The sequence below is a fragment of the Octadecabacter antarcticus 307 genome (assembly GCF_000155675.2).
GTDB classification, from domain to species: domain Bacteria; phylum Pseudomonadota; class Alphaproteobacteria; order Rhodobacterales; family Rhodobacteraceae; genus Octadecabacter; species Octadecabacter antarcticus.
This window is the reverse complement of the sequence record NC_020911.1, coordinates 2,389,726-2,415,386: the sequence shown is the minus strand read 5'-3', so window position 1 is coordinate 2,415,386 and position 25,661 is coordinate 2,389,726. Positions and strand designations below refer to the sequence as shown.

Sequence of the window (25,661 nt, the reverse complement as noted above, 5' to 3'; positions counted from 1 at the left end):
CAGGGGTGACATGGACATTGACTGCGGCCTACGCCATGCCGCCGTTGCCATCATCAATTGTGTACGTGATTGCAGTGTCGCCGTTAAAGTTCTCTACCAGAACAAACGTCAGCGCGTTGTCGCCGTGGACCGTAACCGTCCAGTTCGGGCTGGTCGCGCCAGTAACGTCTTGATCATCTCCGTCCGGATCGCTGTCGTCGCCCTGAACGATGATGTCCACGGATCCGTCTTAATCAACAGTCGCCACACGGTCGCCCGCAACCGTGCCACGGTTCACTTCGTTACCAATGACATTTTCGATGTCGGTGAAGGCCAGTGTTGCGCCAGTCGGCACGCCGCTGCCATCGACAAACACAACCGTGCCGTTGTTGTTGAAATCAACGTTGGAAACCGGGTTGGAGAAATCAAATTGGAAGCTGTCGCTGCTGTCTTCGTCGTTCGTCGTGGACTTAAGTGAGCTGTCACCATCAATGGGGTCATCACCAGAGCCGCCATAGTCCACAACGATGGAATCGTCGCCGCCATAGCCGCAAACAAGGTTGTCATCGATGAAATTGCCCGCAAGGATCGCGTCGTCGTTGTCGATTTGGCCCCCGTCAGCATCAATATAGCCGAGGATGACCTGGTCGTTGACGGCCGTGCCGCCGACGGTCCCGTCGCAATGCTCACTTACCTTCATGTCCTTGGTGCACATGTGATCCGCTGTTCGGAACCACAGGTCACAAATACGCTGACCGCAAAAAATGATCAAATTCTCATCCGCCAAAGAACAGGTTAAATCCGTTTCCGCAGACACCACATATTCACCGAGATAAAAAACCTCGATCCGGCTAGCCCAGTCAGCCGGCGTGCCCCCTAGTCAGGCATATTTTGGCAACAGGCAATTTTGAGATCAAAGAAGCGAACAATGGCGCAATTTTGAAAACCACTCTTGTTGCGCGGCACGCTTTCCATCTTTGGGTTGTATTTGACGGGGCATGATAGAAACGCTTTGTTTCGACTTGGAAAACAATGGACCAATCAAATAGCCTAAATCAGCTATATTTTCATCACTCGCCCGTTTCGGACTTATTATTCAGGATGACTGTTAATTCACCAATGTCGCGCGCTGGACCACAAAAGTGGTACCGGTGGCCGGACTCGAACCGGCACGATGTCACCATCGGGGGATTTTGAATCCCCTGCGTCTACCATTCCGCCACACCGGCATACGCGACGGGCAGCGAATACCCCCCGTCCCGCGTGGCGTCAACGGCCATAACGCATCTGCGGGTCAATTACAGTTTATTGGTTTCGAATGTATTATTACAGGCCGTGATCTGCGCAGCGCCGTAACCGGTTCGAAACCAGCGCTGGCACTGCTCAGATGTGGCATGGGTGATTGTGTGCGGCTGAATGGTGCGCCCTGCGTCCCAAAGAACACCAACGTTGGCGGATCGGCGATCTTCAATGTTGCGGCGTCTACGTCTGCCCTGCCACGTCATCAAAGCCCACCCCTCGCGCATTGTTGCGGTTGACCAAACAGTCTTCTCATGGCCTAACAATCAAAACAAAAAAATGAGCAGTTCCCAATGATCCGTCGTCTTTACAACTGGACCCTGTCCCTCGCCCAATCTCCTTATGCGCTTTGGGCGCTTGCAGCCGTCGCATTTATTGAAAGTTCAGTGTTCCCGATCCCACCGGATTTAATGATGATTCCGATGATTGTCGCCATGCCCCGCCGTGCCTTCCTGATCGCAGGCGTCACGACAGTGGCCTCTGTGCTTGGCGGGGTGTTCGGCTACGCAATCGGTATGTTCGCATTCGACGCCATTGGCCAACCGATCCTTCAGGCGCTCGGCAAAGCCCATTCGATGGAAGAATTAAGCACGCGGTTTAATGACATGGGGTTCTGGGCCGTGCTGGTCGCGGGCATCACGCCGTTCCCCTATAAGGTCATCACGATCATGTCCGGCTGGACAGCGATGCCCATCGGCACGTTCATCGCGACATCCATTCTCGCGCGCGCCCTGCGGTTCTTTATTATCGCAGCATTGCTTTGGAAATTTGGCGAACCAATCCGTATCTTCATCGAAAAGCGCCTCGGCCTCGTATTCACAGTGTTTTTTGTTGTGCTGATCGGCGGTTTCATCTTAATGCGCTATCTATGACCAAAACACAGCTCACCGCCCTTGCCGCCTTTGGCAGCTTTATCCTCCTCGCTGGCGCGTTCGTCTTTCAATCGCTCGGCTACGCACCGTGCACAATGTGTCTGTGGCAGCGCTGGCCCCACGCGGTGGCCAGCGTCATTGGTGTTCTGGCATTGGCACAGCCGCGGCTGCAATCACCACTGGCGATTCTAGGCGGCCTCGCGGCGCTGACAACCGGCGCAATCGGCCTGTATCATACGGGCGTAGAACGCGACTGGTGGGAAGGTCCGACAAGCTGTTCAGGCTCTAGCGGGCTGGACACGAATAACCTGCTCAACACCGATATCGCGCGTATTGTCATGTGCGACGATGTGGTTTGGTCGCTGATGGGCCTGTCGATGGCCTCGTTTAACGCTTTGTTCTCTTTCGCTCTGGTCGGCATCTGGATCGCCGCCGCCCGCCGCTAAAGCCGCTTTCTTGCCCCCCCAACGCACGCAATCCTTCCAACTGCGCCGCGTCCCTAACGCCCAGCCCGCCGCGACGACAAAAGCAAACTTGTCTCCGACCGCGTGACACCATCCATGCGGCGAACGGCGAATAACACAGCGTCCAAAGCATCCAGCGTCTCTGTCCCGATTTCAACAATCAAATCCCATGTGCCGTTCGTCGAATGCACCGCCTGCACCTCAACCAGCACCGAAATCGCGCGCATGACCTTTTCTGTACCGCGCCCCTCGATGCCCAACATCATCAGGCCGCGCACGGCATGGGGCACAACATCAGCGCGGGTCAGAACCGTAAAGCCCGCAATCTCACCTGATGCGCGCAACCGATCCATCCGCGCCTTTATCGTCGCCCGCGTTACGCCCAAATCGGCACTCAGCTCAGACACCGCCGCACGCCCGTCACGCTGCAACGCCTGCACCAACTTACTATCCAAATCGTCCATATGATCTATCCACTTTGCGCAATTGCCGCCCAAATTGTACAATGCGCTGGCTTCCACCGTACATCAACCCCTGCGATGATGCTCCCAACCAGACAGGAGCCACCACATGACCCCGCAAAACATCCTTCTCATCGGCGCGCCCGTAGACAGCGGTAAAGACCGCAAAGGCTGCATCATGGGACCGGACGCCTACCGCACCGCGCGTCTGGGCGACATCCTGACAGACCTCGGCCACAGCGTGACCGACCTCGGCAATCTCACGCCGCAAGACACCGATATCCCCGACCACAACCACCTGATCGCCCTGCCCCAAACTGTTGGCTGGACGCGCACACTGAACAAAGCCGCCTTTGATGCGGCCCCGAAGGGTCTGCCGATCTTTTTGGGTGGCGATCATTCCCTCGCGCTTGGGTCCGTCACTGGCATCGCGGATTACGCGGCCAGCATCGGCAAGCCGTTGTTCGTTCTCTGGCTTGATGCACACAGCGATTTTCACACGCCACAATCGACGGCCAGCGGCAATCTGCACGGCACACCCGTCGCCTATCTCAGCGGCCAAGACGGGTTTGATGACTTTCCAGTTGTCACCAATCCGGTTCCGACAGAAAATATCTGCATGATCGGTCTGCGCTCCGTTGATCCCGCAGAACACGCCGCCCTTGCCCGAACAAATGTTGAAATCGCCGATATGCGCGCCATCGATGAGGGCGGCATTCGCGCGCCACTGGCCGAATTCCTCGCCAAAGTAGACGCTGCAGACGGCCTGCTTCATGTCTCGCTCGACGTTGATTTCCTTGATCCCGACATCGCACCCGCCGTCGGCACAACAGTCCCCGGTGGTGCGACCCTGCGTGAGGCGCATCTGGTGATGGAACTGCTGCACGACAGCGGCCGCGTCACCTCGCTGGATCTCGTCGAACTCAACCCTTTTATGGACGAGCGCGGCAAAACTGCCTCCCTTATGGTCGACCTCACCGCGTCCCTTTTGGGCCGCCGCGTATTCGACCGCCCAACTCGTTCGTTCGCCTAACACCTCAACACCCTCATTCGTTTAAGGAACTCCCCATGCTGACCCCGTCCAAAAAGGCGCTCGTGCCCTTCGTTTCTGTTGAAAACATGATGCGTCTGGTCAATTCCAATGGCCTGTCTTCGATGCTGGTTCGGATCTGCGACGCCATCGAAGAAGATTTTCTGCGCTGGGACGCGTTTGACAAAACCCCACGCGTGGCCTCGCACTCAGATGTTGGCGTGATCGAACTGATGCCGACATCGGACGGCAATCTTTACGGATTTAAATACGTCAACGGCCACCCGAAAAACACCGCCGAGGGCCTGCAAACTGTCACGGCCTTCGGCCTGCTTGCTGATGTGCAATCGGGCTATCCGGTGCTCTTGTCGGAAATGACCCTGCTCACTGCGCTGCGCACCGCAGCCATGTCCGCGCTGGCCGCCAAACACCTCGCCCCGAAAGGCGCCACAACCATGGCGATGATCGGCAACGGCGCGCAGTCAGAATTCCAATGCCGCGCGTTTCAAGCGATCTGCGGCATCACCCGTGTGCGCCTGTTCGACATTGATCCAGCCGCCACACAAAAATGCGCGACCAATCTGCAAAACAGCGGCTTGCACGTTACGACCTGCACAACCGCCGAAGACGCCGTCACAGGCGCGCAGATCATCACGACCTGCACCGCCGACAAACAAAACGCGACCGTTCTGACCGACAACATGGTCGGCGCTGGCGTACACATTAACGCCATCGGCGGCGACTGCCCGGGCAAAACCGAACTGCACGCGGACATCTTGTACCGCTCGGATATTTTTGTGGAATATCCGCCACAGACCCGCGTCGAAGGCGAAATTCAAGCGCTCGACGCCGACCACCCCGTCATCGAATTGCACGACGTCTTCGCAGGCCGCACGCAGGGTCGCAAAACTGGCGGTGCGGGCGACAAACAAATCACTCTGTTTGACAGCGTCGGCTTTGCCATCGAAGACTTCTCAGCCCTGCGCTGCATCAAAGACGCCATCAAAGGCACGGATTTTTTCGATGCCCTCGACATGCTTGCCGACCCCGACGATCCGCGCGATCTTTATGGCATGCTGAACCGCGCCAAATAGCGCGTCTTGCTCCGGCTTTTGCCTCTGTCTTTGTCTCAAAAATATCCCCGTGGGGGGGCGCAAAGCGACGAGGCTGGCCGCCTCTTGGTCGGATCAGCGCAGCCCATTCAAAAAGCCACGTTGCACCCCATCCCTAGCCTCTGATAGGCTGTGCTCAACAAGATATAGCGTGGCCCTACGGCCACCGAATCTAGGCAGGCAGATCACATGAACGATACACCAGAAGCTCCTGAAAACACGGGTGAAATGCCACCAGAACGGCCAGTTTACGACGGCCCACAAATCTCCATCACCGCGGAGATGAAGACGTCCTATCTCGACTACGCCATGTCGGTGATCGTCAGCCGCGCCATTCCAGACCTTCGCGATGGTCTAAAACCTGTGCATCGCCGCATTCTTTATGCGATGTATGAGGCCGGAAACACCCACGACAAAGCCTACCGTAAATCCGCCCGTGCTGTGGGCGATGTGATGGGTAAATATCACCCGCACGGCGATAGCGCGATCTATGACGCACTGGCGCGGATGGCGCAGGATTTCTCAATGTCACTGCCGCTTTTGGACGGTCAGGGCAATTTTGGATCGATGGACGGCGACAATCCGGCAGCCATGCGCTACACCGAAGTGCGGATGGATAAACCTGCGGCCTATATGCTGGCCGACATCGACAAAGACACCGTCGATTTCCAAGACAACTACGACGGTAAAGACCGCGAACCGACCGTCCTGCCATCGCGTTTTCCAAACATGCTGGTCAACGGCGCGGGCGGTATTGCCGTCGGCATGGCCACCAATATTCCACCGCACAATTTGGGTGAAGCCATTGATGCCTGCCTTGGGCTGATCGAAAATCCCGACCTGACGTCAGAAGACCTGATTGAATACATTCCCGGCCCCGATTTCCCGACGGGCGGCATTATGCTGGGCCGCGCCGGTGCGCGCAAAGCCTATCTTGAAGGGCGCGGCAGCGTCATCACCCGTGCCAAAACCCATACCGAAGAAATCCGCAAAGACCGCTTTGCGATCATCATCAGTGAGATCCCGTATCAGGTGAACAAGTCCACAATGATTGACCGCATCGCAGAAGCGGCGCGCGACAAAAAAATCGAAGGTATTTCCCACGTACAGGACGAATCCGATCGCAACGGCGTGCGGGTGGTGATCGAACTCAAACGCGATGCCACCGCCGAAGTCGTGCTCAACCAGTTATTCCGCTTCACGCCGATGCAAACCTATTTCGGCTGCAACATGCTGGCCTTGAACGGTGGTCGCCCTGAAACGCTGACGCTGCGCCGCTTCCTGACGTCGTTCCTCGATTTCCGCGAAGACGTCGTGATCCGCCGCACCGCGTTTGAACTGAACAAAGCCCGCGATCGCGCCCATGTGTTGTGTGGTCTCGCCGTGGCGGTCAGCAATGTTGACGAAGTCGTCGCAACCATCCGCGCCTCTGCTGATGCACCGTCTGCGCGTGCTGCCTTGATGACCCGCGCGTGGCCCGCCGAAGAAATCCTTCCGTTCATTTTGTTGATCGACGATCCGACCCATCCCGCAAACGAAGACGGCACCTATAACCTGTCCGAAATCCAAGCCCGCGCCATCCTTGAATTGCGTCTGCAACGCCTGACCCAGATCGGCGTCAAAGAAGTAACCGACGAGCTGGAAGAACTGGCGAAAAAGATCAAAGAGTACCTCGCCATCTTAGCCTCGCGTGAACGGATCATGCAGATCATCCGTGACGAACTGGCTGAATGTAAGACCCTGTTCGCCGTGCCCCGCCGCACCCAAATCGTCGATTGGTCCGGCGACATGGAAGACGAAGACCTGATTGAATCGCAGGACATGGTCGTCACCGTGACCGAAACTGGCTACATCAAACGCACCGCTCTGGTCGATTTCCGCGCACAAAAGCGTGGCGGCAAAGGCGTATCAGGTGGCAGTCTAAAAGAAGACGATGTCGTCACCACGCTGTTCGTTGCCAACACCCACACGCAGCTGTTATTCTTCACGACCGACGGCATGGTCTATAAACTGAAAACATGGCGCCTGCCACAAGGGTCGCGCACCTCCAAAGGCAAGGCGATCGTCAACATCCTGCCGATCCCAACGGGTGTGTCCATCGCTGCGATCATGCCGGTCGACCGCGACGAAAAAGACTGGGACGATCTGCAAATCGTCTTCGCCACCTCGGCTGGCACCGTGCGCCGCAACCGTCTGTCCGATTTCACCAACGTCATGCGCAACGGCAAGATCGCCATGAAGTTTGAAGGCGAAAATGCGGGCGTGCAGCTTATCAACGCGCGCATTTGCAGCGCAGATGACGATGTCATGTTGGTCACCAATTCGGGTCGCGCCATTCGCTTTGCCTCCACCGATGTGCGGGTCTTCAACTCGCGCGCCTCCCTTGGCGTGCGTGGCATTAAACTAAAGGGTGACGACAAAATCGTGTCGATGTCCGTGATCCGCCACTTCAAGGCCGAAGCTGACGAACGCGCCGCCTACCTCAAAATGCGCCGCGCCATGGCGGGTCTGGCGGATGATGCAGAAATCGAAGACGAAGACGTGCCTGCGGGCAACATTACACAGGAACGCTACGCTGAAATGTCGGCTGCTGAAAACCTGATCCTGACCATCACAGCTGGCGGGTCCGGCAAATTGTCCTCCTCACACGACTATCCCCTGCGCGGACGCGGCGGCATGGGCGTAACGGCGATGGACAAGGCGATGCGCGGCGGCGAAATTGTGGCCTCGTTCCCTGTTGAAAGGGACGACCAAATCATGCTCGCAACCTCCAAAGGCCAATCGATCCGCGTTCCGGTCGAAGGCATCTCGTTCCGCTCACGCTCGGCTGGGGGCGTAAAAGTCTTCAACACCGGCAAGAACGAAATCGTCGTGTCTGTCGCCTATATCGCCGATCAAGCGGATGAGGGCGGTGACACCGGCAGCGATGATGTCACCGAGACGACTGAGGCGTAAACAGTTACGTTTTCCTCGACTGGCCTCCGACACAGCACTGAATTGGAAAGGCCCGCACATCGCTGCGGGCCTTTTTGCATTTGGAAATCCACCCGCGCAAACATATCGGATGTGCACGCGTTGTGTACGTTCTGTGTACAGTGTGTGCCACGCGATTTTGCCCCCTTTCCAAGCAGCGCCTGACAGCCTATCTCCCCAGATATGAACAACACACTCCACATCATCGGCGGCGGTATGGCCGGATCTGAAGCAGCTTGGCAGGCGGCCAACCTTGGCCAGAAAGTCGTCATCTATGAGATGCGCCCAAAGGTCGAAACCTTTGCCCATCGCACGGGCAATCTGGCTGAAATGGTCTGTTCCAATTCGTTCCGATCTGATGATGACGAACAGAACGCCGTGGGCCTGTTACACTGGGAAATGCGCGCGGCTGGTGGCATCATCATGACAACTGCTGATGCGCATAAACTGCCTGCCGGCGGCGCGCTCGCTGTGGATCGTGATCCCTTTGCCGAAAGCGTGACTGCGACATTAACTGCGCACCCTAACATATCGGTTTCATACGAAGAAATCGATACCTTGCCTGACGATGGCCAGTGGATTATCGCGACTGGTCCGCTCACATCCGGCAAATTGGCTGACGCGATTGCGGCTGAAACCGGCGCCGAAGCATTGGCGTTTTTCGACGCCATCGCGCCGATCTTATATCATGACAGCATCGACATGACCAAAGCCTGGATGCAATCGCGCTACGACAAAGGCGAGACGGTCGAAGAGCAAACGGCCTACCTCAACTGCCCAATGACCAAAGACGACTATGAGGCGTTCATCGACGCCCTTCTTGCGGCAGACAAAGCCGAATTTAAAGAAGGCGAAACAGCAGGTTACTTCGATGGCTGCCTGCCCATCGAAGTCATGGCAGAACGCGGACGTGAGACATTGCGCTTTGGCCCGATGAAACCTGTCGGCCTGACCAATGAACACGACCCACAAAACAAACCGTATGCCGTCGTACAGCTGCGCCGCGACAATGCGTTGGGGACGCTTTACAATATCGTCGGGTTCCAAACTAAGATGAAGTACGGTGCGCAAACCGATGTTTTCAAACGAATTCCTGGACTTGAAAACGCAAACTTTGCCCGCCTTGGTGGCATTCATCGCAATACCTTCCTAAATTCACCAACTTTGCTTGATGGTCAAATGCGCCTAAAAACCAAGCCGAATATCCGGTTTGCAGGTCAGATCACTGGCGTCGAAGGCTACGTCGAATCCGCCGCAATGGGTCTGCTTGCGGGTCGTTTGGCAGTCGCCGAAATGCGCGGTGAAACCTTGGGGCCCGTGCCGAACACCACTGCAACGGGCGCGCTTGTCACACACATCACCGGCGGCGCCGACGCTAAGACGTTCCAGCCGATGAATGTTAATTTCGGTCTATTTCCACCTGTTGAGGGCTTAAAAAGTGGCCGTCGCGGGCGCAAGGACCGTTACAAAGCCTACACGGACCGCGCCAAAGTTGAATGGCAGGCCTGGCTGGATCAATCCGGACTAGACGACAGCTGATTTCCACGACTAGGCTGGCAAAATGGTGGACCAAACCGACAGTCGCGCATGATCACGCGCTTTGCGCCTTCGCCCACGGGTCCACTGCACCTTGGCCACGCCTTTGCGGCGTTTTTGGCGCAGGATATGGCCACGGCTGCCGGTGGTGAATTTCTCCTGCGAATTGAAGACATTGACCGCTCGCGCGCACGTCCGGAATGGGAGGCGCAAATTTTTAATGACCTGCGCTGGCTTGGTCTGTCGTGGTCCCAAACCGTGATGCGCCAGTCGGACAGACTTGCGCACTACGGCGCGGCACTTGACGGTTTGTGGGCGAATAAGTCCGTTTTCGCCTGCACTTGCAGCCGTCGTGATGTGCTTGACGCCCTCGCAGCGCCGCAAGAAGGGGCTGGCGTACCCACCGGCCCTGACGGCGTGATCTACCCCGGCACCTGCCGCAGCAATGGCGCCACGTCTCCAAATGACCCCGCGCCCAAGGACGCCGCGTTGCGATTGTTAATGTCATCGGCTGTCGGTCAGAACGTCTTTTCGTTTCACGAGACTGGCCACGGACCGAACGGGGAAACCGGCCTGATCGAATTCACCGCCCAAGACGCGATCCGCAATATTGGTGACATCGTGCTGGCACGGCGCGATATGGGAACGTCCTACCACTTATCCGTCGTTTTGGATGATGCGGCGCAGGGCATTACCCATGTGGTGCGCGGCGAAGACCTGTTCGAGGCAACAAAAATACACGTTGTATTACAAATTCTTATGGATCTTCCCACGCCGATATACCATCATCATGGCCTGATCCGTGATGATGCGGGCAAACGGTTGGCGAAACGCGACGATGCGCGCGCCATCGCCAAATACCGCGCCGAGGGGGCCAGCCCTGATGATATTCGCCGCATGGTCGGGCTTTAACCCTCAGGCGTCATCAACTCGACCTCAGCGCCAAACGTAACCGACGTGTAAAAACATGACCGTCGGTTGGTGTGACACGCCGCCCCGATTTGACGCACAACGGCCAGCAGACAATCGCGATCACAATCCAGACGCAGATCGATCAATTCCTGCGTGTGTCCCGACGTCTCCCCCTTGATCCAAAACGCCTGACGCGAACGCGACCAATAGGTGACACGCTTGGTTTCCAGGGTCTTCGCCACTGCGGTCGCATTCATCCATGCCATCATCAACACCTCACCAGTGTCGTTTTGTTGCGCAATGCACGGGATCAAGCCATTGGAATCATATATTAAAGTATTTGGATCGAAGGACATAGCAGGTTTTCCTTTGGCAAGTGGGCACGCTAGGACTATCTATGGATTAGACGCGCGAAAGGCAAATTTCCATGACGACTGATACCGACCTGATCAATCTTTATTCCACCCGAATTTTGGGTCTGGCGGCGGATATTCCCCATCGCACAAGGCTGACTGCGCCTGATGGGACGGCCAAACGCCGCTCACCGCTCTGCGGGTCAACCGTGACTGTGGATTTGGCGTTGGACGGCGGCAAAATCGTCGGCTTCGGACAGGATGTGAAAGCCTGTGCGCTCGGACAGGCATCTGCGGCGGTGGTCGGGCACAATATTGTCGGGCGATCCGAAGCTGAAGTTCAAACTGGACGTGATCAGCTTTTCGCCATGTTGAAGTCTGACGGACCAACGCCGGATGCGCCATTTGACGGGCTTGAGGTTCTTGGCCCAGCGTCCGAATACAAAAATCGCCATGCGTCGATATTGTTGGCATTTGATGCAACACTTGACGCCTTCGTTGACGCGCGCACATCGAAATCCGCCTAAACACCTGCCCAAAAAAGAAAAAACCGCCGCTCTCCGGGACAGTGGAAAGCGGCGGCAGGTAAGCGTTTCGTGTGGGACCGGTGCAATTTTGGGAACGGCAGGTTCCCGATTGGGTCAATGACAGGCAGTGTCAGACATCAGCAGATCAAACGTTGGGACAGAAAATCTGAGGGCACCGGCACGAAACGCGCAGAGTAGGCAGACAGGTAACTTAAAAGACGTTCGGTAGGCTCAACGCCGCAAAAAGCATCACAATGAGCGCCACCATGCCAAGCGCATCTGCAACAATCGTATCAGCGGACCGAACGAGTACATTTTTGATTTCCTTGGCCATTTAGCTGCTCCTCATGTTGTTCACTTTGTTGCCACTTTGTTCTCATTAACTGATTCTTAATGCAAGAACTTTTTAGGAACAAAAGTGAACAAAATGTTTCATGACTCCCTAACCGACTGAAATTAAACGAATAGCCTTGTCTTGCTCCATGAGCCACAAAAGCGTGCGCGCCGCCTTCCCGCGTCCCGATTCAAGCTTTGGGTCGTCCAACAGCAGTTTTCGCGCGTCGGTTTGCGCCAGCGCCATCAGGGCTGTCTGATGTTCCAGATCGGCAATCCGAAACCGCGGCAGCCCGGATTGCTCAGTGCCGATCACATCGCCAGCGCCACGCATCGCGAGATCTTCTTCAGAAATACGAAATCCGTCCTCGGTTTCGCGCATGATCTCAAGTCGTTGGCGTCCACCTTCAGACAGCGGCGCTTGATACATCAACAGACAGGTCGATTTTGTTGACCCGCGTCCGACACGCCCGCGAAGTTGGTGCAATTGCGCCAGCCCGAAACTTTCGGCGCGTTCGATGACCATGATTGACGCGTTGGGAACGTTCACCCCAACCTCGATCACGGTGGTTGCGACCAAAACCTTGGTCTTGCCCGACACGAAACCACGCATCGCCGCGTCCTTGTTGGCGGGCGGCATCTGGCCATGTACCAGCCCGACGACATCCTCCCCCAATACCGCGCGCAGCCGTTTGAACCGATCCTCTGCAGCGGTCATATCGCTGACCTCTGATTCCTCAACCAACGGGCAAACCCAATAGCATTGTCGCCCTTGTGCGACCGCCGCGCGCAACCGGTCAATGACCTGATCCATCTTCGATGTCGCCACCAACGCGGTTGTCACGGGGCTGCGCCCGGGCGGTTTTTCGTCCAATACACTGACGTCCATATCGCCGTATTGCGCCAAAGCCAAAGACCGAGGGATCGGCGTGGCCGTCATCACCAACACATCCACCGACGTGCCTTTTGCACCTAATTCCATGCGCTGTGCCACGCCGAAACGGTGCTGTTCGTCGATGATTGCCAGCCGCAAATCGGCAAACACGACATCGTTTTGGAACACCGCATGGGTGCCGACAAGGATGTGTATGTCGCCTGCCGCCAGCGCTGCTAGTTTGGCACGACGCTCACCGCCTTTGTCGCGACCTGTCAGCAATTCCAGCACCACGCCAGCGCCTTCTGCTAGGGGACGCAGCCCTTCAAGGTGTTGACGCGCAAGGATTTCTGTCGGCGCCATCATCACGCCCTGCCCGCCGGCCTCAACCGCAGTCAGCAAGGCCATCAGCGCCACCAACGTTTTACCAGACCCCACATCACCTTGCAGCAATCGGTTCATCCGGTGCGGCTTGGCCATGTCTTCAGCAATCTCGGCGGTGGCGCGTACCTGCGCGCCTGTGGGGAAAAACCCCAACGCAGCCAGAACTTTAGCCTGCTTTGCGCCATCACCTACCGTCATGCGTCCTTTGCTACGTCGCGCTTGGGCACGGGCCAGCGCCAGCGTCAATTGGTGGGCCAGAACCTCATCATAAGCTAGACGTTGCCGCGCGGCGGACGTCGGTGACAGTTCGGCCGACGACAACGGACGGTGCGCCTGCGCGAGCGCTGCGCCCCAACCCGGCCAGCCCTCACGCGCGCGCAACGCCGGGTCAATCCATTCCACCAAATCCGGCGCCTGCCCCAACAGATCCGTCGTGGCCTTGAACATCGCCTTCTGCGTTATCGTCCCCGTCAACGGATAGACCGGTTCAAACAACGGAATTTGTTCCGCCTCGTCCGGTGTCAAAATATGATCGGGGTGCACCATCTGACCGATGCCATCAAACAGTTCAATCTTGCCTGACACGACGCGGCGCTGACCTGTTGGCAGTTGCTTGCGCAAATACTCACCATGACTGCGAAAAAATACGAGCTGAAACGTTGTGAGCTGATCTTCAACCATCACGCGGTACGGACGTCCCCGACTGCTGGGCACTGTATGTTGGCCAATCGTGACTTCGACAGTGCAAACGGCGGGCGCTTGAACGTCTAAGATTGACTCTCGGCGTCTTCGATCCACGCCCGAATGGGGCAGTGTGAACAACAGATCGCGGGGCTTTTCGATATGGGCAGCAATAAGCGCTTGTGCAGATTTTGGCCCGATCCCGTCCAGGGATTCTAACCCGCCAAACAGCGGCCACAACACCTCTGGTCTGCCTGATTGCTTTGGCGGTGCAGCGCTCATACGTCTTTCGTCAGCGCCAGCCAGCCGTCCTCATCCATTGTTTCAATTCCAAGATCGGTGGCCTTCTTAGCCTTCGATCCAGCCCCAGGTCCGGCAATTAGCAGGTCGGTTTTCGCGCTGACGGACCCACTGACTTTCGCGCCAAGGCTTTCGGCGCGCGCCTTTGCCTCAGCCCGTGTCATTTTTTCCAAAGAACCTGTGAACACGACGGTTTTTCCGGCGACAGGGCTGTTGGATCTGGGTCTGGCCGAGTCTTGCGGACGCAACTGGGCGACCAATCTGTCAATCGATGCGCGTTCTGCGGACTGATGAAAAGTCGTCACAACCGACGCCGCCATAACCGCGCCGACCCCGTCGATGCCAAGCAGGTCATCCCATCCAGCACCTTCACCAACACTCGCCTGCGTCATCGCGTCCTCAAATGTCGACCAAGTGCCATAATGGATCGCCAAAAGGTTTGACGCGTTTTCGCCAACATGCCTGATCCCCAGCGCAAAAATCAATCTCGCCACTGGAATTTCACGCTTTTCATCAACCGCTTGCCAGAGCTTCTTAACGCTTGTGTCGCCCCAACCATCGCGATTGGCGAGCTTTGTTAAGCTGCCCATGTCGCGGGCCCCAAGCGTGAAAATATCAGCGGGTTCTTTGACCGCAAGCTGGTCATCGTTGTAAAACGCCTCAATCTGCTTGGCGCCGAGCCCGTCTATGTCAAACGCCGCGCGGGACACAAAATGTTTTAACTTTTCCACTGCTTGCGCCGGGCAAATCAAGCCACCAGTGCAGCGGCGGACAACATCGCCCTCCTCACGCACAGCGTCTGATCCGCATTTTGGGCAGGTCGTCGGGAAATCGAAAGGCGCTGTTTCGCCCAGGCGTTTGGACAGGTCTACATCGGCCACTTTCGGGATTACGTCGCCCGCGCGGTAGATCTGCACCCAGTCCCCGACACGGATGTCTTTGCCACCACGAATGTCATCGCCTTTGTTGCCGCGTCCCGCGATATAATCTTCGTTGTGCAGCGTGGCATTTGCCACCACGACGCCGCCGACTGTGACGGGGCTCAGGCGCGCAACGGGTGACAACGCGCCCGTACGCCCAACCTGAATGTCGATGGCGTCCAATGTCGTCCACGCCAATTCAGCGGGAAATTTATGCGCAATCGCCCAACGCGGCGTGGTGGACCGGAACCCCAACCGACGCTGCAATGACAGGTCATCAACCTTGTAGACGACGCCGTCGATGTCATAGCCAAGGGTCGCGCGCTGCATTTCGATGTCGCGGTAATGGGCGATCATTTCGCTGGGGCTGGCACAGATTTTTGTCAGCGGGTTGGTTTGAAAGCCAAGCGTTTTGAGCCGCGCAATCGCGCCAGATTGGGTGTCGGCCAAGGGGGCTGAAACCTCACCCCAAGCATACGCAAAGAATTTTAAAGGACGCGATTTGGTAATGCTCGCGTCCAATTGGCGCAGCGATCCCGCAGCCGCGTTTCGCGGGTTGGCAAAGGTCTTGCTGCCCACGTTGCTTTGACGTGTGTTCAATGCCGCAAAATCCGAGTGGGACATATAGACCTCACCGCGCACCTCAAGGATTTTTGGTGCATCCAATAGCACCTGCGGCACATCCTTTATCGTGCGCGCATTGGCGGTGACATTTTCACCAACCGCGCCGTCGCCACGCGTCGCGGCTTGCACCAATTTGCCGTTCTCGTAGCGCAGGGACAGTGATAAGCCGTCAATCTTCGGCTCTGCGGTGAACGCCAAATCCCCAGTTTCAAGGCCAAGGAACTTGCGCACTGATTTGTCAAATTCAGTGACGTCATCATCGGTGAATGCATTGCCCAATGACAGCATCCGCAACGCATGGGGGACTTTTCCAAAACCATCTGCCGGCGTTGCACCGACCGTTTCAGACGGGCTGTCGCGACGCTTAAGATCGCTAAATCGCGCCTCGATCATCGCGTTGCGCAGCTTCAACGCATCGTAGTCTGCGTCTGGGATCCTTGGCGCATCTGCTTGATGATACTCCGCGTTGGCCTGCGCCAGAAGTGCAGACAGCCGCGCAAGTTCTTGCGCGGCCTCGTCCTTGGTCAGATTTTCAATCGACGTTGTCGCGCTCACACTCCACCCCCGTCAACAGCAAAAGCGATGAATACTCAGCCAGTGATAGATCCGTGGCGAGGACAGGTCCAGCCCTGACCCCAACTGAAGTGAACGGCCCCGATCAAAAGTGCCCGATCCAAAGTGAATGGCGTACCATGAGGGGGGGGCATCGTGACTCTGGATGTCTCTGGAGCGCTTTAAGCGCCTATCGCAATTTTTTCCGAGTCGTGCTGGGTCATGGGTTCGGGATCGCGCAGCACGTAGCCACGGCCCCAGACGGTTTCTATGTGATTGTCACCACCCGTCGCTTCGCTAAGTTTCTTGCGCAACTTGCAGATAAACACGTCGATAATCTTCAATTCGGGTTCATCCATGCCACCATATAAGTGGTTCAGGAACATCTCTTTCGTTAATGTCGTCCCCTTACGTAGGCTCAACAGTTCAAGCATTTGGTATTCTTTCCCCGTCAGATGCACAGGGCTGCTGTCAACTTCGACTGTTTTTGCATCAAGATTCACGGCAATTACGCCAGTTTTGATAACGGACTGCGCGTGGCCTTTGGATCGACGGATGATCGCATGGATGCGCGCCACCAATTCTTCACGATGAAACGGTTTGGTCATATAGTCGTCCGCCCCAAACCCGAAACCCTTAAGCTTACTTTCTGTTCCGTCCTCACCCGACAGAATCAATATCGGGGTTTCGATCCGACTTAGTCTGAGTTGGCGAAGCACCTCATGGCCATTCAAATCCGGCAAATTAATATCCAGCAGGATCAGATCGTAATCATACAGCTTGGCAAGATCGATCCCCTCCTCACCAAGGTCGGTCGTATAGACGTTCAGGTTCGCATGGCTCAGCATCAGTTCGATGCTTTTGGCCGTCGATGGGTCGTCTTCTACCAGCAATACACGCATTAAACTTCTCCGCTCATTCGATGTCTAAGACGACCTTACGGTAACAATGGTTAATCACACGTTACCGGATGCATAGAAGTTTACAACTCTTCTTAAGGTTGTCGAAATTTTTGCAATGCAGTTGCTTTTAACGCCGCTTCGCCGTGATCGCGAACGGCAACTTCCCATTCCGACAACTCTTCATCAGATAACCCGTAGGTGTCTTTGGCTTCATCGCGTGACAGCAACCCGTAGGCAACTGCGCGCACGACACAGGCTTTGCGCGATGCAACCCATCGTCGCGTTTCCGGCGCGGGCAGGTCTGCCCGTGTCATGATAGATCCATCTGGCAGTTTTACCGAACGTGGCCCGTCAATCTTCTTTAAATACATCTCTCACACCCCTATGTGGTCTTTCATGCCCTGCCTTTTGACGCCCGCGGACTAAGGAGAGGTAAAGCTGCCCCTTAAAGAGTGATTACACTTTTCCTATATCTACACTTAAATCTGCGTTAGGACGCCCCATGCCCCTTGATCACCCTCTCAACTCGCTCGGTTTTGCGAAGCCGCCATCCCAAACCCGCGTCGTCGTTGCGATGTCTGGTGGGGTGGACAGTTCTGTTGTCGCCGCACAGTTGGCCGAAGAAGGCTACGATGTGGTTGGCGTGACCTTGCAGCTTTATGATCATGGGGCCGCACTGGCAAAAAAGGGGGCTTGTTGTGCGGGGCGAGACATTCATGATGCCCGTCGCGTTGCAGAAGATATGGGTTTTCCCCATTATGTCCTTGATTATGAAAACACTTTTCGTGAAGCGGTGATTGATGAATTCGCGGACAGCTACCTTGCAGGCGCGACCCCCGTGCCATGTATTCGCTGCAACGAACGGGTGAAATTCAAGGACCTGCTGGAAACCGCAAAAGATCTGGACGCCGACTGCATGGCGACCGGGCATTATATCCAACGCAAAATGGGGCCGCGCGGCGCACAGCTGCATTGCGCCGAAGATGCCAACCGCGATCAAAGCTATTTTCTGTTCTCGACCAAGCCCGAACAGCTGGAATATTTGCGCTTCCCGCTGGGTCATCTACCGAGCAAAGATGCGACGCGCGAACTGGCAAGAAAATATGGGCTGGCGCTGGCAGATAAACCCGACAGTCAAGATATTTGCTTCGTTCCGAACGGAAATTACGCGGCGGTGATTGAAAAACTGCGTCCCGGCGCGGCTGAACCCGGTAATATCGTCGACATCGACGGCACCGTTCTGGCGCAGCATCGTGGCGTCATCCATTACACCATCGGGCAGCGCCGTGGGCTTGGCATCGGCGGGTTGGCTGATCCATTGTATGTGGTGAAGCTGGACGTGGACAAAAAACATGTGATTGTCGGCCCTAAGGACCTACTGACCACGCGAACTGTGCCTGTGCGCGAAATCAACTGGCTTGGCGACGATGCGTTCGATTCGAAGACTGAACGCCATATCTCGGTCAAAATCCGGTCCACCAAACCCCCGATGGAGGCGATCGTGCGTCCGCTGTCCGCCACAACAGCCGAAATCGAACTGCTGACCCCCGAAGAAGGCGTCGCACCCGGTCAGGCCTGTGTGTTCTACGATTCAGACAGCAGCCGCATCTTTGGCGGTGGCTGGATTTGGCGCGGGTACTAAGACGTCACAATCAAATTAAGGCGAAATCTGATGTTGGACCTGCGACCTAACTGTGAATGGTGTGACACAGACCTTGCCGCTGATGCAACGAATGCACGGATTTGCAGCTATGAATGCACCTATTGTGCCAAATGTGTGGAATCCGTGCTGCACAATGTTTGCCCGACCTGTGGCGGAGGGTTTGTTTCTCGTCCGATCCGCCCACAGACCGCGTACCATGAAACGCCTCAGCTGGGGCTCGGACATCAGCCGGCAAGTACAACACGCATTCATTCCAAATGGACGCGCGCTGACCTTGATCAAATGAGCATGAAGTTGCGCAACGTCCCAGTCACCGAACGCTAGCTATATCGGGTCGCATCATACCGATACGACCCGATTGGTAGGCCCTTAACTTGCCCGACGCCGTCCGCCAACACGCGCTGCCCGACCTCGGCCTTCTTGGCCAGCTTTCGGGGCTTCGCGGTTCATTGCAATCCATGCCGCCCCACCGTCGTCATTGTTGGTCAGGAAGTTGGCGGCGCGGATCGCCAGCATCTCAAACCCTGCTTTGGGTTTGGTTGATCCCATGCCGAACAGCGTCACAAATGTTTCATCATCAATGTCGTCTGGCAAAATAATACCCGCAGCCTCGATCTGGGCCTTTTTCTCCGCGATCTTCAGCGGACCGATGGGCAGTGCCACCGGATTCATGATCGCGGATGTCATGCCCGCGGCCATCGCCATAGGCAGAAACGCGTTATTTATGCCGTGGCGATTGGGCAGACCAAACGAAATGTTGGATGCGCCGCAGGTGGTGTTGACGCCCAGCTCTTCGCGCAAACGGCGCACGAGGGCGAACACCTGAAGCCCAGCAGTGCCCATTGCGCCAATCGGCATGACCAGCGGGTCAACCACAATGTCATGCGCCGGAATTCCAAAATCAGCCGCCCGTTGCACGATCCGTTTGGCAACTTCAAACCGCACATCGGGGTCTTCAGAAATGCCGGTGTCATCATTGGAAATCGCAACAACCGGCACATTGTATTTCTTGACCAGCGGCAGGACCAATTCCATCCGTTCTTCTTCGCCAGTGACGGAATTGAGCAGCGGGCGCCCTTCGGCGGCGGCCAGACCATTTTCCAGCGCACCGGGAACGGAGCTGTCGATGCACAGCGGCGTGTCGACAATGGCCTGTACACGTTTGACTAGTTCTTCCATCAACGTTGGCTCAACAAAGTTGTTGTCAGCGTAACGCGGGTCCTGCGCCATCTTGTTGGAAAATACAGCGCCGGAATTAATGTCGAGAACTGTGGCGCCCGCCAAAGTCTGGGCAATCGCATCCGCTTCAACGCGGGAGAAATCACCGCGCTCAAGTTCTTCGTTCAGCACCTTACGGCCTGTCGGGTTGATTCGCTCCCCGATGACGCAGAACGGCTGGTCAAAGCCGATGACGGCGGTCTTGGTTTTGGATTCGATAACAGTGCGGGTCATGGTGGTTCCTTAGGAGGGGGTCATTGGCGCAGCAGAGCTGCCACCATGTTCAATGGCCCAAGTTGCATTCGTTTTGATGCCACCAAGGGGGAAGAAGTGGACTTTTTCAATGTTGGAATCGGGGTTCGCTGCTTTGTGGGCAGCCAGTTCGGTCAACACCTGCGTCGGTTCAAACGGCAACAGCAGTTTGGTCACATCCTTGGCCCGTTTCTGAAGAACCTTCAGGGATGGACCAACACCACAGGCAATCGCAAATTTAATCATAGTTTGCAGCTTGGCAGGACCCGCAATGCCGATATGGATCGGAATGGTGATGCCCGCCGCCTTCAGGCTGTCAGCCCATTCAATAATCGGGCCCGCCTCAAACGCGAATTGTGTCGCGAGCGCCATGTCCGCGTCCGTTGTTTCGCTAAACGTCTGCTTCCAGCGCAGCGCCTCATCGACCATGGCTGTGCCGCCTTTGGGGTCGATGTCGCGGTTTCCTTCGGGGTGGCCCGCAACGTGCAGGCGTTTGAAACCCGCGCGATCAAACGCGCCGTTTTCCAAAAGCTGCATTGAACTGTCAAAATCACCGTGCGGCTTGGTCACGCCGCCAGCCAGAAGCAACGCCTGATCCACCCCTGCCTCTCCTTGATACATCGCAATCCAGTTTTCCAGCATCGCAGAATCCTTGATGATGCGCGCGGGGAAATGCGGCATGACCGGATAGCCGTCGTTGGCGAGCCGTTTTGCCGTCGCGACCATGTCCTCGATCGGCGTACCTTCGATGTGGGCGACATAGACCCGCGTGCCTTTGGGCAACAGGGTTGTGAAATCTTCTACCTTTTCGGCGGTGCGCGGCATCACTTCGATGGAATAGCCATCCAAAAACGCCTCAAGCTGCGGAGTCACGCCTGTTGGCGCGTCAACCTTTCTACAAAAATTCAAAAGCCCCATAAGTCTCTCCTTCAGCGCACTCACGCGCGGCCGTCATTGTTAATGAGGATCATGAGGCGATCTTTGTCGTACTCCGCCTCAAGCCGTGCGGCTTCTGACTTGGCCACATCTGCGTCTATCCCATCGACGGGATAGGGCGCAGCCTTGCGCCAATCCGCGAGGTAGTCATCCGTGCTAGCAGCACCGGATTTCATCGCAGCGCGGTCAATCGCCTGTTCAAACCGTTCGGTTAGCTGGATCTTTGTCGCCCGCCGACCTTTGCCAACGATGACCTGCGCCGGGATATCCCGCCAATAAACAACCACTACATCTGCCATGCGATTCCCTTTGCCACCCGTGTGTCGCGCTACACCTAAACCGGGTCCATTATTCTACGACGCCCATTTTCGACATCGCACAGGCATTTGGCGACCCCTGTTGGCGATCATTATCTTCATCATGACTGTGAGGACGATGACAAGCCTTGCACGACCTCTGCTGCGTGCATATCTTGATCCTAACTCAAAATGGAGGGCGTTAAGATGGCGCCCAAGCGTCCCAACGGTGCGGGCGCGTTCCCAATATCGGTAGAGCACCCCGTGCCGACTCCGCCCGATCCATCCGCGCTGTATGCCGCGCTGGATTTGGGCACGAACAGTTGCCGCATGCTGATTGCCCAACCCAAGGGCAGCCAGTTTCACGTGGTCGACAGCTTTTCCAAATCCGTCCAGCTTGGGCAGGGATTGGAACAGACTGGCAAATTATCCCGCGCATCCATGGCGCGAACGATCAATGCCATGCGCGTGTGCCGCCAGAAATTGCAGCGCCATAACGTGAAGAACATGCGGCTTGTCGCAACCGAAGCCTGCAGGCGTGCGCGCAATTCAAACTATTTCATCCAGCAAGTGAAACGCGAAACCGGCCTCACGCTTGAGATTATAGAGCCAGAGGAAGAAGCGCGGCTGGCGGTCATTTCGTGTGCGCCGCTTGTCAGCACCACGACCAACCAATTGCTGGTCGTGGACATCGGTGGCGGGTCAACCGAGCTGGTCTGGATTGACCTGTCAAACGTCCCTGAGCGCGAGCGCCCGCGCGCGATCATGCGGCTGCACTCGGGTTTTCGCCAAGACCCGGGGCCGTTTGCCGCGGCCAAAGTGGTCGACTGGATATCAGTGCCCTTGGGCGTGGCGACCCTGCGCGACCAGTTTGGCGACGTGGAAGATGATTCTGCGCGTTTTGCGCTGATGTCGTGGTTTTTTGAGGAAAGTCTCGAAAAGTTTGCGCCATCGGCGCAAGAACAAGTGCGCGAAGGCTTCCAGATCGTTGGGACGTCCGGAACGGTCACAACAGTCGCGGCCAGCCATCTGGGACTGCGGCGCTATGATCGCACCAAGGTCGACGGGCTGCGCATGACATCTGATCAGATTGATGCAGTGATCCATAGCTACCTAAAACAGGGCGAAGCAGGGCGCAAAGCTGATCCGCGCATCGGCAAAGACCGCCAAGCGTTGATCATGTCAGGCGCGGCGATCTTGCAGACGCTGATACGACTTTGGCCAACAGACCGTTTGTCTGTCGCGGATCGGGGATTGCGCGAAGGATTGCTGTACCAACAAATGTCGGCGCATGGGGTGTTAGAAGACGCGCCCTATTAGGGGATAAAATAATCTGGCAATCAGCGCCTGCTGCGGGAAATCATCGCCTGCTGCGCCCCCAAACATCAAGCCTGTCTGCGACTGAATGAACCGTCGCAAGGGTATTTATAAACCAAAGAAACTAGGGCGCTCTGGCAGCCAGAGCGCGCAGCGACTTTTGCACCAAGACGCCGTCACCACCAAGCCCGAGGAACGTGACGCCCCTGTCGATTTGAGCCTGAAAATCATTTTCATCAAACGCGATTGTGCCAATAACCTTTCCTGCTGCCTTTACGCGGGCGTAAACGTGGTCAATCGCGGCAATAACGTCTGGCGCATCCATTTGGCCGACAAAGCCCATATCCGCGCTGAGGTCTGCGGGGCCGACAAACACGCCGTCCACACCGGGTGTTGCAACAATGGCATCGATATTCGCAACCGCTTGCGCGCTTTCGATCTGCACGAACAGAAAAATCTGATCATTGGCGGACCTGACATAATCAACAATTTCACCGTAGCCGGACGCCCGCGCAAGCACCGCCCCCATACCACGTGATCCGGCGCCAGAAATTGAATTCGGGTAGCGCACGGCAGCTGCGACTTGCGCGGCTTGCGCGGCCGTGCTCACCATCGGAACCACCACCGTCTGAACCCCAAGGTCGAGCACCTGTTTGAGCATCCAATCTTCACCCATCGGCACCCGCACCACCGCATGTGCGGGCGTGCCAGCAAGCGCGCGAAGCTGCGCTCCAATCGTGGTGAGCGTGTTAGGACCGTGTTCGGCGTCGATCAAACACCAATCAAACCCGGCCTTGCCTGCGATTTCTGCGATCGCCTCATTGGCAAGCGCCAACCAGAGGCCACATTGGGTGTCACGACGCTCAAGCGCCATTTTCAAATCGTTTGTCGGTGCGGGCATTGGTTTCTCTCCTGTCAGTGGTTCGTTATGGTTGCGGACTAAAGGCGCGCGATCACAGCGCGTGCGGCCCGCAATCCGGGTGCGTCACCGCCGCGCCCCAAACGGTCCATCGTGAGATCGAGCGCGTCAAGCTGCGCTGCTGGGTCCGCAACCGCAGCCATGAGCGCCGCTGCAATCGGTGCAGGTTTGCAATCGTACCCGATAAATTCGGGTACGACGCGGGTTTCCGAGACCAGATTTACCAACGTCACCGTGTCCGGCAAATACATGCGACTGATGATCTGGCGGCTTAACCAATTCATATCATAGGCGATCACCATCGGCGTTCGGGCGGCGGCCAATTCCAAGGAAACAGTACCGGACGCCGCCAGCGCAACATCCGAACAGGCCATTGCGACCAGTCGTTCACGCGCGGCGGATGCAGCCGACATCCCTTCCCCTAACACAATACAGCGGGTCGAAGCCCCCTGCAGCGGCAACGCGCCTTCAACGGCATCAAACAAATGGGTCAATGTAGGAACCAAGACCGTCCCGAACGTCGCAGCGACACGTTCAAATGAAGCATTAAACGTCCCCCCGAGGCGGGTGATTTCAGACCTGCGTGACCCTGGCAAGATCGAAAGCACTGGCATTTGAGTTATGTCAAATTTCGCTTTGAAAGCGTCAATTTCATCGGCAGTCACAGGCGGTTCGGCAGCAACAGGATGGCCGACAAAATCGCATGCAATACCCGCCGCCTCCATGTAGGGGGGCTCAAACGGGAACAATGCGAGGACATGGTCGATGTAGCTTGCCATTTTCACCGCCCGTTTGGGGCGCCACGCCCAGACTGTTGGGGCGACGTAGTGCACGGTACGAATGTTAGATCCGGCCTTAACCAATCGCGCCACACGCAGGCAGAAATCGGGACTGTCGATGGTGATCAAAACATCCACCCTGGCGGCAATCACCGCGTCGGCGGTCTGGCGAATTCGACGTTTAAGATGGCGGTATTTCGGCAGGATTTCCGCGATCCCCATGAGGGACAGTTCGTCCATCGGGAAAATGCTCTCAAGGCTCAAGTCTTCCATCAAGGGCCCGCCGATGCCCTCGAAGTCGATGTCTGCCACTTCGGTGATCAGCCCCTCCATCAGCGCTGCGCCAAGTTTGTCGCCCGATGGTTCGCCTGCGATAATGAACACCTTCACGGTTTTACCCACAAAAACATCGCGTGCGCATCAAGGATTGAGATGACCTCTGGCAGGTCCAAAACCATGACACCGCCATGCGTAATCACGATGCCCGCCAACCCAGCCTCGGCCGCTTGCAGCGCCGTGTCGGGACCAATTAGGGGCATGTCCACACGCATGTTTTGATTTGGTTTCGGCGCTTTGAAAAGGGTGACACCCGCCCCGTTGCCACGCGTTTGTAGATCATCCAGCATGGCTGCTGTTCCACGATCATCTTCGCGTGCGATGACGTGGCTGCGACGCAACAGCACTGCCTGCCCTTGATCAAGCTGGCCCATGTCAGCCAACGCAACTTGCGCTGCGGCGATGCCTGTCGTAAAATTAGGGGGTGCGACCTGCGTGTGAACACCTGACATCGGCAATAGTTCAGGCGCAATGTCATGCGCGCCGACGACAGCAAACCCCTGTTCTTCAAACAATGCGACAATCGCGCTCAGGGTGCCATTATCGCCTTTGGCCATCGCCGCCATCAATCGTGGAACAAGCGGCAGCGTGGCTCCGTCAATGAGGGATGGGTCAACTTTGGGGCGCTGAACGGCACCGGCCATGCAAACATCCGTCACACCTGCGGTTTTCAAAGCCGCAAGAAATGTGCCGAGTGTTTCGAAACTGAACGCGATGCGGTGAAAATCACCATCCACCTCGGACACAAAACCCCGCATTTCGCAGATAATTACAGTGCGACCCTGTGCGCGCAACGTGGCCGCCAAAGCGGTCGGCAACCCGCCCAAACCTGCGATCAATGCGAATGTCATCGCCCC

The 25,661-nt window shown here is 56.6% G+C and carries 27 protein-coding genes and 1 tRNA gene; 11 read left to right on the top strand and 17 right to left on the bottom strand.

All coding sequences use genetic code 11. The features are described 5' to 3' along the window. Positions 1-28: 28 nt before the first annotated feature. From OAN307_RS12190 to OAN307_RS26330, 4 genes are all read right to left on the bottom strand, one after another. A complete protein-coding gene (locus tag OAN307_RS12190) occupies positions 29-220 on the bottom strand; it encodes an Ig-like domain-containing protein (protein WP_044043630.1) in 192 nt (63 codons plus the stop codon). 9 nt (positions 221-229) lie between these two features. Continuing rightward, positions 230-694 (bottom strand): hypothetical protein, encoded by a 465-nt coding sequence (locus OAN307_RS12185; protein ID WP_144055566.1) that lies wholly within the window; start codon positions 692-694, stop codon positions 230-232. Positions 695-1,122: 428 nt separating this feature from the next. Continuing rightward, a tRNA-Leu gene (locus tag OAN307_RS12180) sits at positions 1,123-1,208 on the bottom strand. A 69-nt stretch (positions 1,209-1,277) separates the two neighbouring features. Then, positions 1,278-1,484, bottom strand: a complete 207-nt coding sequence (locus OAN307_RS26330; protein WP_187292458.1) for a neutral zinc metallopeptidase — start codon at positions 1,482-1,484, stop codon at positions 1,278-1,280. Positions 1,485-1,571: 87 nt separating this feature from the next. On the opposite strand from OAN307_RS26330, the gene OAN307_RS12170 reads away from it, so the two are divergent. After that, the gene (locus OAN307_RS12170) at positions 1,572-2,150 is read left to right on the top strand and encodes a YqaA family protein (RefSeq protein ID WP_015500033.1); all 579 of its coding nucleotides are present in this window, start codon (positions 1,572-1,574) and stop codon (positions 2,148-2,150) included. After that, on the top strand, positions 2,147-2,596 hold the full coding sequence (locus OAN307_RS12165) for a disulfide bond formation protein B (protein ID WP_044043626.1): 450 nt from the start codon (positions 2,147-2,149) through the stop codon (positions 2,594-2,596). The genes OAN307_RS12170 and OAN307_RS12165 overlap by 4 nt, the downstream gene beginning before the upstream one ends. 53 nt (positions 2,597-2,649) lie before the next feature. Here the strand turns inward: OAN307_RS12165 and OAN307_RS12160 are convergent, their stop codons facing one another. Beyond that, a complete protein-coding gene (locus OAN307_RS12160; protein WP_015500031.1) occupies positions 2,650-3,078 on the bottom strand; it encodes an Lrp/AsnC family transcriptional regulator in 429 nt (142 codons plus the stop codon). A 106-nt stretch (positions 3,079-3,184) separates the two neighbouring features. Here OAN307_RS12160 and rocF point away from each other — a divergent pair, with 106 nt between their 5' ends. From rocF to gluQRS, 5 genes are all read left to right on the top strand, one after another. Next, complete coding sequence (rocF, locus tag OAN307_RS12155) at positions 3,185-4,108, top strand: arginase (RefSeq protein WP_015500030.1); 924 nt, start codon at positions 3,185-3,187, stop codon at positions 4,106-4,108. A gap of 35 nt (positions 4,109-4,143) precedes the next feature. Then, entirely contained in the window at positions 4,144-5,199 is a 1,056-nt protein-coding gene (locus tag OAN307_RS12150; RefSeq protein WP_015500029.1) for an ornithine cyclodeaminase, read from the top strand. Between the two features lie 207 nt (positions 5,200-5,406). Next, positions 5,407-8,172 (top strand): DNA gyrase subunit A, encoded by a 2,766-nt coding sequence (gyrA, locus tag OAN307_RS12145; RefSeq protein WP_015500028.1) that lies wholly within the window; start codon positions 5,407-5,409, stop codon positions 8,170-8,172. 201 nt (positions 8,173-8,373) lie between these two features. Further along, a complete protein-coding gene (gene trmFO, locus OAN307_RS12140; RefSeq protein ID WP_015500027.1) occupies positions 8,374-9,729 on the top strand; it encodes a methylenetetrahydrofolate--tRNA-(uracil(54)-C(5))-methyltransferase (FADH(2)-oxidizing) TrmFO in 1,356 nt (451 codons plus the stop codon). A 48-nt stretch (positions 9,730-9,777) separates the two neighbouring features. Continuing rightward, on the top strand, positions 9,778-10,638 hold the full coding sequence (gene gluQRS, locus OAN307_RS12135) for a tRNA glutamyl-Q(34) synthetase GluQRS (RefSeq protein WP_015500026.1): 861 nt from the start codon (positions 9,778-9,780) through the stop codon (positions 10,636-10,638). Here gluQRS and hisI read toward each other — a convergent pair. Then, positions 10,635-10,994: a phosphoribosyl-AMP cyclohydrolase gene (gene hisI / locus OAN307_RS12130; RefSeq protein WP_015500025.1), complete on the bottom strand. Its 360-nt coding sequence runs from the start codon at positions 10,992-10,994 to the stop codon at positions 10,635-10,637. The two genes, gluQRS and hisI, sit on opposite strands and share 4 nt — an antisense overlap. A 71-nt stretch (positions 10,995-11,065) precedes the next feature. On the opposite strand from hisI, the gene OAN307_RS12125 reads away from it, so the two are divergent. Next, a complete protein-coding gene (locus OAN307_RS12125) occupies positions 11,066-11,518 on the top strand; it encodes an iron-sulfur cluster assembly scaffold protein (RefSeq protein WP_015500024.1) in 453 nt (150 codons plus the stop codon). 211 nt (positions 11,519-11,729) lie between these two features. On the opposite strand, the gene OAN307_RS30745 is transcribed toward OAN307_RS12125, so the two are convergent. The 5 genes from OAN307_RS30745 to sciP all read right to left on the bottom strand — a co-directional run bounded on the left by OAN307_RS30745 (position 11,730) and on the right by sciP (position 17,459). Next, positions 11,730-11,852 carry a hypothetical protein gene (locus OAN307_RS30745; RefSeq protein ID WP_275450646.1) on the bottom strand — a complete coding sequence of 41 codons (123 nt, stop codon included), beginning with the start codon at positions 11,850-11,852 and terminating at the stop codon, positions 11,730-11,732. Positions 11,853-11,960: 108 nt separating this feature from the next. After that, the gene (gene recG, locus OAN307_RS12120) at positions 11,961-14,072 is read right to left on the bottom strand and encodes an ATP-dependent DNA helicase RecG (RefSeq protein ID WP_044043625.1); all 2,112 of its coding nucleotides are present in this window, start codon (positions 14,070-14,072) and stop codon (positions 11,961-11,963) included. Then, positions 14,069-16,189 carry an NAD-dependent DNA ligase LigA gene (gene ligA, locus OAN307_RS12115; RefSeq protein ID WP_015500022.1) on the bottom strand — a complete coding sequence of 707 codons (2,121 nt, stop codon included), beginning with the start codon at positions 16,187-16,189 and terminating at the stop codon, positions 14,069-14,071. The genes recG and ligA overlap by 4 nt, the downstream gene beginning before the upstream one ends. A 179-nt stretch (positions 16,190-16,368) precedes the next feature. Continuing rightward, positions 16,369-17,088 carry a response regulator transcription factor CtrA gene (gene ctrA, locus OAN307_RS12110; RefSeq protein WP_015500021.1) on the bottom strand — a complete coding sequence of 240 codons (720 nt, stop codon included), beginning with the start codon at positions 17,086-17,088 and terminating at the stop codon, positions 16,369-16,371. A 92-nt stretch (positions 17,089-17,180) separates the two neighbouring features. Next, a complete protein-coding gene (sciP, locus tag OAN307_RS12105; RefSeq protein ID WP_015500020.1) occupies positions 17,181-17,459 on the bottom strand; it encodes a CtrA inhibitor SciP in 279 nt (92 codons plus the stop codon). Between the two features lie 131 nt (positions 17,460-17,590). Between sciP and mnmA the strand changes: the two genes are divergently transcribed. Then, positions 17,591-18,730: a tRNA 2-thiouridine(34) synthase MnmA gene (gene mnmA, locus OAN307_RS12100; protein WP_015500019.1), complete on the top strand. Its 1,140-nt coding sequence runs from the start codon at positions 17,591-17,593 to the stop codon at positions 18,728-18,730. Between the two features lie 30 nt (positions 18,731-18,760). Further along, the gene (locus OAN307_RS12095; protein WP_015500018.1) at positions 18,761-19,075 is read left to right on the top strand and encodes a DUF1272 domain-containing protein; all 315 of its coding nucleotides are present in this window, start codon (positions 18,761-18,763) and stop codon (positions 19,073-19,075) included. A 45-nt stretch (positions 19,076-19,120) separates the two neighbouring features. Here the strand turns inward: OAN307_RS12095 and OAN307_RS12090 are convergent, their stop codons facing one another. Genes OAN307_RS12090 through OAN307_RS12080 form a run of 3 tightly spaced genes read right to left on the bottom strand, consistent with a single transcriptional unit; the run spans position 19,121 to position 21,456 of the window. Then, on the bottom strand, positions 19,121-20,203 hold the full coding sequence (locus tag OAN307_RS12090) for a methyltetrahydrofolate cobalamin methyltransferase (protein ID WP_015500017.1): 1,083 nt from the start codon (positions 20,201-20,203) through the stop codon (positions 19,121-19,123). 9 nt (positions 20,204-20,212) lie between these two features. Next, on the bottom strand, positions 20,213-21,139 hold the full coding sequence (locus OAN307_RS12085) for a methylenetetrahydrofolate reductase (protein WP_015500016.1): 927 nt from the start codon (positions 21,137-21,139) through the stop codon (positions 20,213-20,215). Between the two features lie 20 nt (positions 21,140-21,159). Then, positions 21,160-21,456, bottom strand: coding sequence for a virulence factor (locus OAN307_RS12080; protein WP_015500015.1), 297 nt, complete (start codon positions 21,454-21,456; stop codon positions 21,160-21,162). 204 nt (positions 21,457-21,660) lie between these two features. On the opposite strand from OAN307_RS12080, the gene OAN307_RS12075 reads away from it, so the two are divergent. Continuing rightward, positions 21,661-22,773 (top strand): Ppx/GppA phosphatase family protein, encoded by a 1,113-nt coding sequence (locus OAN307_RS12075; protein WP_015500014.1) that lies wholly within the window; start codon positions 21,661-21,663, stop codon positions 22,771-22,773. Positions 22,774-22,894: 121 nt separating this feature from the next. On the opposite strand, the gene OAN307_RS12070 is transcribed toward OAN307_RS12075, so the two are convergent. From OAN307_RS12070 to OAN307_RS12060, 3 genes are read right to left on the bottom strand one after another with little or no spacing between them, the layout of a single operon-like run. After that, positions 22,895-23,671 (bottom strand): HpcH/HpaI aldolase family protein, encoded by a 777-nt coding sequence (locus OAN307_RS12070; RefSeq protein ID WP_015500013.1) that lies wholly within the window; start codon positions 23,669-23,671, stop codon positions 22,895-22,897. 38 nt (positions 23,672-23,709) lie between these two features. Further along, positions 23,710-24,858 (bottom strand): lipid-A-disaccharide synthase, encoded by a 1,149-nt coding sequence (gene lpxB / locus OAN307_RS12065; RefSeq protein WP_015500012.1) that lies wholly within the window; start codon positions 24,856-24,858, stop codon positions 23,710-23,712. Next, positions 24,855-25,655, bottom strand: a complete 801-nt coding sequence (locus OAN307_RS12060) for an LpxI family protein (RefSeq protein WP_015500011.1) — start codon at positions 25,653-25,655, stop codon at positions 24,855-24,857. The genes lpxB and OAN307_RS12060 overlap by 4 nt, the downstream gene beginning before the upstream one ends. Positions 25,656-25,661: the final 6 nt, after the last annotated feature.

Coding starts and splice junctions, on each gene's coding strand:
- OAN307_RS12075 (WP_015500014.1), top strand. CDS start 21,661: ATGGCGCCCAAGCGTCCCAACGGTGCGGGCGCGTTCCCAATATCGGTA.
- ctrA (WP_015500021.1), bottom strand. CDS start 17,088: ATGCGTGTATTGCTGGTAGAAGACGACCCATCGACGGCCAAAAGCATC.
- OAN307_RS30745 (WP_275450646.1), bottom strand. CDS start 11,852: ATGGCCAAGGAAATCAAAAATGTACTCGTTCGGTCCGCTGATACGATT.
- OAN307_RS12125 (WP_015500024.1), top strand. CDS start 11,066: ATGACGACTGATACCGACCTGATCAATCTTTATTCCACCCGAATTTTG.
- rocF (WP_015500030.1), top strand. CDS start 3,185: ATGACCCCGCAAAACATCCTTCTCATCGGCGCGCCCGTAGACAGCGGT.
- hisI (WP_015500025.1), bottom strand. CDS start 10,994: ATGTCCTTCGATCCAAATACTTTAATATATGATTCCAATGGCTTGATC.
- sciP (WP_015500020.1), bottom strand. CDS start 17,459: ATGTATTTAAAGAAGATTGACGGGCCACGTTCGGTAAAACTGCCAGAT.
- OAN307_RS12170 (WP_015500033.1), top strand. CDS start 1,572: ATGATCCGTCGTCTTTACAACTGGACCCTGTCCCTCGCCCAATCTCCT.
- OAN307_RS12185 (WP_144055566.1), bottom strand. CDS start 694: ATGTGCACCAAGGACATGAAGGTAAGTGAGCATTGCGACGGGACCGTC.
- recG (WP_044043625.1), bottom strand. CDS start 14,072: ATGAGCGCTGCACCGCCAAAGCAATCAGGCAGACCAGAGGTGTTGTGG.
- OAN307_RS12150 (WP_015500029.1), top strand. CDS start 4,144: ATGCTGACCCCGTCCAAAAAGGCGCTCGTGCCCTTCGTTTCTGTTGAA.
- mnmA (WP_015500019.1), top strand. CDS start 17,591: ATGCCCCTTGATCACCCTCTCAACTCGCTCGGTTTTGCGAAGCCGCCA.
- OAN307_RS12060 (WP_015500011.1), bottom strand. CDS start 25,655: ATGACATTCGCATTGATCGCAGGTTTGGGCGGGTTGCCGACCGCTTTG.
- OAN307_RS12160 (WP_015500031.1), bottom strand. CDS start 3,078: ATGGACGATTTGGATAGTAAGTTGGTGCAGGCGTTGCAGCGTGACGGG.
- OAN307_RS26330 (WP_187292458.1), bottom strand. CDS start 1,484: ATGACGTGGCAGGGCAGACGTAGACGCCGCAACATTGAAGATCGCCGA.
- trmFO (WP_015500027.1), top strand. CDS start 8,374: ATGAACAACACACTCCACATCATCGGCGGCGGTATGGCCGGATCTGAA.
- OAN307_RS12095 (WP_015500018.1), top strand. CDS start 18,761: ATGTTGGACCTGCGACCTAACTGTGAATGGTGTGACACAGACCTTGCC.
- gluQRS (WP_015500026.1), top strand. CDS start 9,778: ATGATCACGCGCTTTGCGCCTTCGCCCACGGGTCCACTGCACCTTGGC.
- OAN307_RS12070 (WP_015500013.1), bottom strand. CDS start 23,671: ATGCCCGCACCGACAAACGATTTGAAAATGGCGCTTGAGCGTCGTGAC.
- OAN307_RS12085 (WP_015500016.1), bottom strand. CDS start 21,139: ATGGGGCTTTTGAATTTTTGTAGAAAGGTTGACGCGCCAACAGGCGTG.
- OAN307_RS12165 (WP_044043626.1), top strand. CDS start 2,147: ATGACCAAAACACAGCTCACCGCCCTTGCCGCCTTTGGCAGCTTTATC.
- OAN307_RS12080 (WP_015500015.1), bottom strand. CDS start 21,456: ATGGCAGATGTAGTGGTTGTTTATTGGCGGGATATCCCGGCGCAGGTC.
- OAN307_RS12090 (WP_015500017.1), bottom strand. CDS start 20,203: ATGACCCGCACTGTTATCGAATCCAAAACCAAGACCGCCGTCATCGGC.
- gyrA (WP_015500028.1), top strand. CDS start 5,407: ATGAACGATACACCAGAAGCTCCTGAAAACACGGGTGAAATGCCACCA.